The organism is Candidatus Frankia nodulisporulans (genome assembly GCF_902806475.1).
Taxonomy (GTDB): Bacteria; Actinomycetota; Actinomycetes; order Frankiales; family Frankiaceae; genus Frankia; species Frankia umida.
In genome coordinates this window covers 1-5,214 of sequence record NZ_CADCWS010000274.1, presented here as the reverse complement: position 1 = coordinate 5,214, position 5,214 = coordinate 1, and the positions used below count along the sequence as shown (strand labels likewise).

At 70.8% G+C, this 5,214-nt stretch carries 5 protein-coding genes; 2 read left to right on the top strand and 3 right to left on the bottom strand.

What is annotated here, in order from left to right:
• Positions 1 to 516 (top strand): CAP domain-containing protein (locus G6R24_RS17950; RefSeq protein WP_163550368.1); only part of this gene is annotated, 516 nt, incomplete at its 5' end.
• An 89-nt stretch (positions 517 to 605) separates the two neighbouring features.
• Here the strand turns inward: G6R24_RS17950 and G6R24_RS17945 are convergent.
• Positions 606 to 1,736, bottom strand: coding sequence for an amidohydrolase family protein (locus G6R24_RS17945; RefSeq protein WP_163550367.1), 1,131 nt, complete (start codon positions 1,734 to 1,736; stop codon positions 606 to 608).
• Between the two features lie 109 nt (positions 1,737 to 1,845).
• Positions 1,846 to 2,217 carry a hypothetical protein gene (locus G6R24_RS17940; RefSeq protein ID WP_163550366.1) on the bottom strand — a complete coding sequence of 124 codons (372 nt, stop codon included), beginning with the start codon at positions 2,215 to 2,217 and terminating at the stop codon, positions 1,846 to 1,848.
• 562 nt (positions 2,218 to 2,779) lie between these two features.
• Between G6R24_RS17940 and G6R24_RS17935 the strand changes: the two genes are divergently transcribed.
• Positions 2,780 to 3,796 carry a hypothetical protein gene (locus tag G6R24_RS17935; protein ID WP_225438682.1) on the top strand — a complete coding sequence of 339 codons (1,017 nt, stop codon included), beginning with the start codon at positions 2,780 to 2,782 and terminating at the stop codon, positions 3,794 to 3,796.
• 9 nt (positions 3,797 to 3,805) lie between these two features.
• On the opposite strand, the gene G6R24_RS17930 is transcribed toward G6R24_RS17935, so the two are convergent.
• Positions 3,806 to 5,146 (bottom strand): alkaline phosphatase PhoX, encoded by a 1,341-nt coding sequence (locus G6R24_RS17930; RefSeq protein WP_163550365.1) that lies wholly within the window; start codon positions 5,144 to 5,146, stop codon positions 3,806 to 3,808.
• Between the last annotated feature and the right edge of the window lie 68 nt (positions 5,147 to 5,214).

Here is a 5,214-nt window from a genome sequence, read left to right as displayed (position 1 = left end):
GCGCCGACATCGTCCGTTCGGATCCCACCCGGGATGGGGTCACCGGGCGAGGCGCACCAGCCGGTGGGGTTCAGGTCCGGCGCGGCACCCGCCTGGCACGGTGGGGCGGCGTCGTTCGGCGACGGCCTCCCGCCGATGCTCGCCCAGGTCGTCACGCTGACGAACCTCGAACGCGGACGGGCCGGGCTCTCGGCGCTGAGCATCGACCCGGTGCTGACCGCGGCCGCCGACGGGCACAGCACCGACATGGCCAGACGCGGCTTCTTCGCCCACACCAGCCCCGACGGACGCACCGTCTCCGACCGGGTGACCGCGCTCGGTTATCGCTACTCCCGCGTCGCCGAGAACATCGCCGCGGGTCAGACGTCCGCCGAGGAGGTCGTCGCCGGCTGGATGGACAGCCCCGGTCACCGCGCGAACATCCTGCTGCCGCAGCTACGCGAGATCGGCGTCGGCTACGCCGTCGGCGGCGAACACGGCACCTACTGGACCCAGGTCTTCGGCACGAAGCTCTGACCGACCCCGACCCCGACCAGTCCGGCCCGGGCCCGAGCGGTCCGGTCCGGACCGACCCGGCCATGGCCAGGCCGGGTGACGAACGACGGTCACCCGGCGATCAGACGTCCCCGCAGGATGACGAGCTCGGGGGCGGCGAGGACGCCCAGGTCGGCGCGGGGGTCCTCGGGGTAGACGACGAGGTCGGCGGGGGCACCCTCGGTGAGGGCGGGATGGCCCAGCCAGGCCCGGGCGGACCAGGTGGCGGCGGCGAGGGCCGCGTCGGTGGGAAGGCCGGCGCGGTGCAGTTCGGCGACCTCGGCGGCGACCAGCCCGTGGGGCAGGCTGCCGCCGGCGTCGGTGCCCACGTAGATGGGGATGCCGGCGTCCCAGGCGGCGCCGATGGTCTCGTAGCGGCGGGCGTGCAGGTCACGCATGTGCGCGGCGTAGGCGGGGAACTTCGCCTCGGCGCCGCGGGCGATGTTCTCGAAGGTGGCGATGTTGACCAGGGTGGGGACGATGGCGACGCCACGTTCGGCGAACAGGGGGATGGTCTGCTCGGTGAGTCCGGTGGCGTGTTCGACGCAGTCGATGCCGGCGTCGACGAGGTCGGCGAGCGCGGCCTCGGCGAAGCAGTGGGCGGTGACGCGGGCGCCGGCGGCGTGGGCGGCGTCGATGGCGGCCCTGGCGACCTCCGGTGGCCAGCAGGCGGCCAGATCACCGAGGTCACGGTCGATCCAGTCGCCGACGAGCTTGATCCAACCATCGCCGCGGCCGGACTGGGTGAGCACCTCGGCGACGAGATCGTCCGGCTCGACCTCGGCCGCGTAGTTGCGGATGTAGCGGCGGGTGCGGGCGATGTGCCGGCCGGCCCGGATGAGTCGGGGCAGGTCAGGACGCTCCTCGACCCAGCGGGTGTCGGCCGGGGAGCCGGCGTCCCGCAGGAGCAGGGCGCCGGCCGAACGGTCGGTGCGGATCTGCTGTTCGGCGGTGGACTGGTCGACGGCGCCGTGCCCGTCGAGGCCGACGTGGCAGTGCGCGTCCACCAGGCCGGGTAGGGCCCAGCCGGTCACGGTCCGCACATCACGGGCGGCGTCGCCGAGGGGTGCGGTGAGGCTGATCCGCCCGCCGATGACCCACACCTCGCCGAGCGTCTCCGTCGGCCCGACGAGCACCGTCCCGCGGATGTGCAGCGTCGGTCCGCCCGCGACGGTGGACGCCCCATCGCTCGATGTCACCATCGCGCCTCCTCGGCCGACCGGGAGCCTGAGTCTGTCGGCTCCCAGTCTGCCCGCCCGGCAACCGAACAGGCCGACCGAGAGGCGTACCGAACACGACGTCGTGTACGGGTCAGACGTCGAGCTGGCTTTCGATGGAGCGCAGGCGATGACGGGCGAGGGCGAGGTTCGAACGACTCTTGTCGAGCACGAGGTAGATGAAAAGGCCACGGCCGGAATGACTCTGCAACAGGCGGATGAGGTGGTACTGGCGACCCAGGCTGATCAGGATGTCCTCGATCGTGTCCTGGAGGCCGAGGCTTTCCATCGTGCGCAGCTTTGCCCGGATCACCTCGGTGTTGCCGGCAGCGGCGACCTCCAGGTCGAGCGAATGGGGATTGCCAGCCGTACCGAGGGTCATACCGCTGGTGAAGTCGACGAGCGCGGCTCCGAGTGCGCCCCCGATCTCCAGCGTCTCCTTCAGTGCGATGTCGACACTGTTCATATCTCCTCCAGCTTGCCTAGGGTTGTTGGCTCGTCCGCCGTCGCCATCACCGGTAACCGTCACCAGGTCACGCGAACCGCGTGTCGACACACGTCCCCGCATCACAGTCCCTTGCCGACTAGAAAACGTCCGATCTCCGACTGCCAGGACGAAGTGTAGCCAACGACAACCGGAGCACACCAGACCGGAAGAAAAAGAAAAAGGGCGTGCGGACAGGAAGACAACACGCCCCTCCGGGCCGAATACGGAAAGTATCGTCCAACTATTGATCAACCAAAAAGAAAACCGATCGCATGCATTTCTCGAAGACCAATCAGATGCCTGATACAAAGCGGTAGTGGATTTCCGGGCAGCCCGTGGACGCCGATACCGAACCGTCCGGCCAGGGCCGACAGGCACCGTCTACGGGGTGATCGCCCGCTTCGTGGGTAGAAGCACCGACATGGCCGATCGGGACACACCGGAACGCCACACGACGGCGCCAGGACCAGTGCCGACATCGCCGCGGGCATCGCGGGCATCGCGGGCATCGCGTCGGGCGCCACGGCCTGTGTCGCGTCGGGTGGCGTCCGCCCTGCTGGTGATCGTGAGCGCGGTGCTGTTGTGGACGGGCTGCGCGGGCGGATCGTCCGCCGACGGATCCGCGGTGGCACCGGGAGCGGCCCACACGGCGGCCGGCGCATCCGGACGATCACCGGCCGCGCGGCCAGCCGGCGACGGGAGCGGACGGTCCCGCGCGACCGCGCACGGCGATGATCCGGGGCCGGCGGGATCGAGCGGGCAGCGGGCCGACATGGCGCAGGAGCCGATGGGTGGGCGGACGTTGCTGCCGCACTACCGGATCGTCGCGCACTACGGATCGGTCGGCGGTGGGGCCCTCGGCGTGCTCGGTGAGGGAACCCCCGAGCAGGCGGCGCGGCGAGTGCTGGCCGCGGCGGCGCCGTTCGGCGCGGGTGATCGGCCGGTGCAGCCGGCGATGGAGCTGATCACCACGGTCGCGGCGGCCGCACCGGGTGCGGACGGGCTCTACAGCAGCACCCTGTCGGACGACGCGATCACGCCGTATCTGACGGCCGCCCGCGCGCACCGGATGCTGCTCATCCTGGATCTGCAGCCGGGCCGCGCGCGTTTCCTGGACCAGGCGAAGCGCTATGAGCGTTTCCTGCGGGAACCGGATGTCGGGCTTGCCCTGGACCCCGAATGGAAGATGGGGCCGGGTCAGGTTCCCGGCCAGCGGATCGGCAGCAGCGATGCCGCCGGCATCAACGAGGTGTCCGACTGGCTCGCCGGGATCGTGCGCCACGACCGGTTGCCGCAGAAACTGTTCGCGGTGCACCAGTTCACCCAGTCGATGCTGCCGGACCGGGCGAACATCGTGGCCCGGCCGGAACTGGCCACCATCTTCCACATCGACGGCTTCGGTGCCCGCCCGGACAAGCTGGAGAAATACGCCCTACTGCGCGCCGCGCCGCCGTTCTTCACCGGAGTGAAGCTTTTCCTCACCCAGGACTCGAACATCTTCAGCCCGGCGGAGACGCTCACCTTCACGCCCCCGCCGGACCTCATCACCTACCAGTAGAACAACGGATCAGCCGCGCCACCAGGGGCCGGTGATGGCGACAGTCAGGCCGTCCCCCTGGATGTTGGCGTAGAGCCACTTGCCGTCGGCGGAGAAGGTGGCACCTGCCCACTCGCTGTCGCTGCCGGCGTTGCGGGCCAGCGGGTAGGGGGTGCCGTCCGCGGACGGGGCGACCAGGTAGTTCTCGCCGTCGCCGTCCTCGCACAGCACGATCCCGCCGAACGGCGAGACCGTGCTGTTGTCCGGCGAGTCGAAGCGTCCGCCGACCTCGAGGCGCAGCACCAGCTCGAGGGTGGCGCGCTTCGGGTCGAACCGCCAGACCTGCCCGGAGTGGTCGAGGGCCGCCCCCTCGGACACCTTCGCGTAGCTCGACACGAGGTAGATGACACCGCGCGACCAGAAGATGCCCTCGGCCTTCGGCACCCGGGTGACCTTGGCGTTGTCGAACTGGGCGCGCACCGAGACGGTGGTGGCGTCCGGGTCGGGCACGTCCACCCAGGTGACCGAGAGACTGGTGCCGAGGTCACGCACGGCGGACAGATCCCGCACGGCCGGGACCTGCAACGCCTGAAGCTTCCCGCCGGCGCGCAGGCTCCCCGGCCCACCGTGCGCCCGCTTCGGCTGGAACCGGTACACCAGGCCATAGGGCTTCGCGGCGTCCTCGGTCAGGTAGACGGTGCCATCGCGCGGGTCGATGGCGACGGCCTCGTGCGGGAACCGACCGAGCGCGGTCAGCGGCACCGGGGCGTCGTCACGCAGGCGGCCGAACGGGTCGACCTCGAAGACGTACCCGTGCTTCTTGGTGAGCCCCGCCTCGGACGCCGGGGTCGCCTCGGTCTCCTCGCAGGTCAGCCACGTGTTCCACGGCGTTCCGCCACCGGCGCAGTTGCGGTAGGTGCCGGCGAGGCTCGGGACGTGCCGCAACAGCCGGTCTCCCGCGACGGTGAGGGTCGTCGTCCCGCCCGGGGTCGCCGGGTCGTAGACCAGCCCCGGGCGCTGCGGCACGATCGGGTCCTTCGTCCCCGGGGACAGCTCGTGGTTACGCACCAGGACGCTGCGCCCGATCCCCGCCGGGAACGCCCGCATCCCGTCGTGCGCGGCCGGCACGAGCCCGCCGCCGGGCCCGTCCAGGGTGTCCTTACCCGCCTTCGAGAACACCGTGTAGCGGAACCCCTTCGGCAGGTCCACCACCTTCTTCGGGTCCGCGACGAGCTCTCCGTACCCCTTGAACGCCGCCGGGGTCGCCGCGTTCGCCGTCCCCGCGAACACCGCGTCCACCGCACCCGCGAGCGCGAATCCAAGCCCTGCTGTCCCAGCTCCGGCCATCAGCTGTCGACGGTTGACTGACATGCGTCTCCTCCTCGTGGACGCCGCTGTCCCGTCGGCGCCCCGAGCGACACTCACAGTCGAAGATGTCC

Coding starts and splice junctions, on each gene's coding strand:
- G6R24_RS17930 (WP_163550365.1), bottom strand. CDS start 5,146: ATGTCAGTCAACCGTCGACAGCTGATGGCCGGAGCTGGGACAGCAGGG.
- G6R24_RS17945 (WP_163550367.1), bottom strand. CDS start 1,736: ATGGTGACATCGAGCGATGGGGCGTCCACCGTCGCGGGCGGACCGACG.
- G6R24_RS17940 (WP_163550366.1), bottom strand. CDS start 2,217: ATGAACAGTGTCGACATCGCACTGAAGGAGACGCTGGAGATCGGGGGC.